The 2,465-nt window shown below is 43.9% G+C and carries 1 protein-coding gene; it reads left to right on the top strand.

All coding sequences use genetic code 11. The features are described from left to right. Positions 1-555: 555 nt before the first annotated feature. A complete protein-coding gene (gene ltrA, locus PGX44_RS13830; protein ID WP_498855829.1) occupies positions 556-2,355 on the top strand; it encodes a group II intron reverse transcriptase/maturase in 1,800 nt (599 codons plus the stop codon). Positions 2,356-2,465: the final 110 nt, after the last annotated feature.

The following is a 2,465-nucleotide window of genomic DNA, read 5'->3' as shown; positions in this document are numbered from 1 at the left end:
GTGCGCCCAGATGGGCGTCATTGATAGTAGTGTTTGGTACTACCACCCACAATCATGGGTGAGTTGACCTGTCTTACCGCAAAGTGAAAGCTGATACGGGAACATAGCACGACAGGAAAGCGGTAAGTTACTCAAAGGCTAAAGGGTACGACTGAACCGCCACAACAATCGGATATGAGGTTTAAGGTATCTACTGAACGTGAGACTTGAGTGTCCATTTCCGAGGGGAATTGGGAAATTAGCCTGTTACCCATTCCGTGACTGACTGTCTTTACATCCTTCAAAGGCGGCATGATTGCGAATGTCACGGCACGAGCAGGAGAACCTGTGTTAAAGAGTCTAAAGCGGAACCGATAATTCGAGCATACCAAGCAATGACGCTAACTGGGGATACCCTAAAGGCGGATGCCGAAAGGCTATAGTCTATAGGACTTGAATACCGCCCATGGGTACGGAGCGTTCGTAGTAGTCCGAGAGAGTTAATAGCTCTTACATGGCGAAGGAACGCAGCTTATGCAACTCTAAAAGGAAAGGTGAAAGGGAGGAGAAACCTCAATGAAACCAACATCTGAAATTTTAGAACGAATGTACAGAAATTCTGAAGAGCATTCAGACGGTATCTACACGCGGCTCTATAGGTATCTTTTGCGAGAGGATATTTACATGACCGCATACAAGAACCTTTACGCAAACAAGGGCGCAGGAACTGAGGGTGTGGACAATGATACGGCTGACGGTTTTGGAAAGGAATATGTGAATCAGATTATTGATGAACTGAAAAAACAAACCTATGAGCCAAAAGCGGTAAAACGTGTCTACATTCCTAAGCGCAACGGAAAAATGCGTCCATTAGGTATTCCGTCATTCAGAGACAAACTGATACAGGATGCGATACGGCAGATACTTGAAGTAATCTATGAGCCTGTTTTCAGTACTCATTCGCACGGATTCAGACCGAATAGAAGCTGTCACTCAGCGCTGAAAGAAATCAGCCGTTCTTTCCGCAGTACGAAATGGTTTGTCGAGGGAGACATTAAGGGATGCTTTGACAACATTGACCACACGGTTCTGCTGAATCTGCTTTCTGAGAAGATTAAGGACAGCAAGTTCATAAATCTGATAGGAAAGTTTCTGAAAGCGGGCTACATGGAAAATTGGGAGTACCACAAGACATACAGCGGAACTCCGCAGGGCGGCATTCTTTCCCCGATTCTTGCAAATATATATCTGCATGAGTTGGACAAGAAAGTAGAAGCCATGCAGAAAGAATTTAATGCGCCTGCTGATTATGCCTATACACCTGCATACGGCAAAAAGGTGAGAGGAATTGTCAAATTGCAAAAGCGTTACGGCGAATGCGTTGATGAAGCGGAAAAGAAAGAACTGTTAAAACAGATTCATAAGCTTGAAGTGGAAAAGCGCAGATTGCCATACAAGGACGCTTCCGACAAGAAAATCGCCTATGTACGCTATGCTGATGATTTTATTATCGGTGTCAGCGGAAGCCGTGAGGATGCGGAGCGTATAAAGCAGGAGCTTACGTTGTTTGTGGCAACAAGATTAAAACTGGAATTGTCTGACGAGAAAACAAAAATCACGCACAGTTCCGGCAATGCTCATTTTCTCGGATATGACATCAACGTGCGCAGATGTCAGGAATCCAAAAGGAAAACCAATGGGGTTTTACAGCGGACGTTTAATAACTCTGTGGAATTGCTTATTCCCATGGAGCGGATTGAGAAGTTCATGTACGACCGTGAGATTGTCATTCAAGGTAAGGACGGCAAACTCATCCCATGGCAAAGAAACTCAATGGCGGGTCTTACTGACCTTGAAATTGTAGATACCTATAACTCGCAGACTCGTGGAATCTGTAATTATTACTGCATAGCCAGTAATTTCTCAAAGCTGACGTATTTCGTTTATCTGATGGAATACAGCTGTCTGAAAACACTTGCTAAGAAGCATAAAACCAGAATATCAGGCATAAAGAGGATATTCAAGTGCGGAAAGTCGTGGGGCATTCCTTATAAAACGAAGAAAGAGAAAAAGCGCATGATGATTGTGAAATTCTCGGACTTCAAACGAGGAACTGTCTTTGACGAACCAAGCATTGATACGGTGAAGAACCATATCCATTTCAACACAAGAAATTCTCTTGAAGCCAGGTTGAAGGCTTGTAAATGTGAATTATGCGGTGCGGAAGGTGATGGCATTGCTTTTGAAATTCATCACATCAACAAGATGAAAAACCTCAAAGGTAAGGAGCAATGGGAAATGGCGATGATTGCAAGAAAGCGGAAAACACTTGTTGTTTGTAAAGAATGCCATAAGAAAATCCATCATTCGTCATAGTGTAAATGGAAAGCCGTGTACATCGAGAGGTGTAAGCACGGTTTGGGGAGAGGCTTGTGCAAACCGACATTGGAAACAATGCACGGCGGCACTTGCCTACTCTACATGAA

The sequence above is a fragment of the Caecibacter sp. AF58-12pH5A genome, from assembly GCF_027681725.1.
GTDB classification, from domain to species: Bacteria; Bacillota; Negativicutes; order Veillonellales; family Megasphaeraceae; genus Megasphaera; species Megasphaera hominis.
Note: the sequence above shows the minus strand (reverse complement) of the source record. Positions and strands in the feature narration are given on the sequence as shown.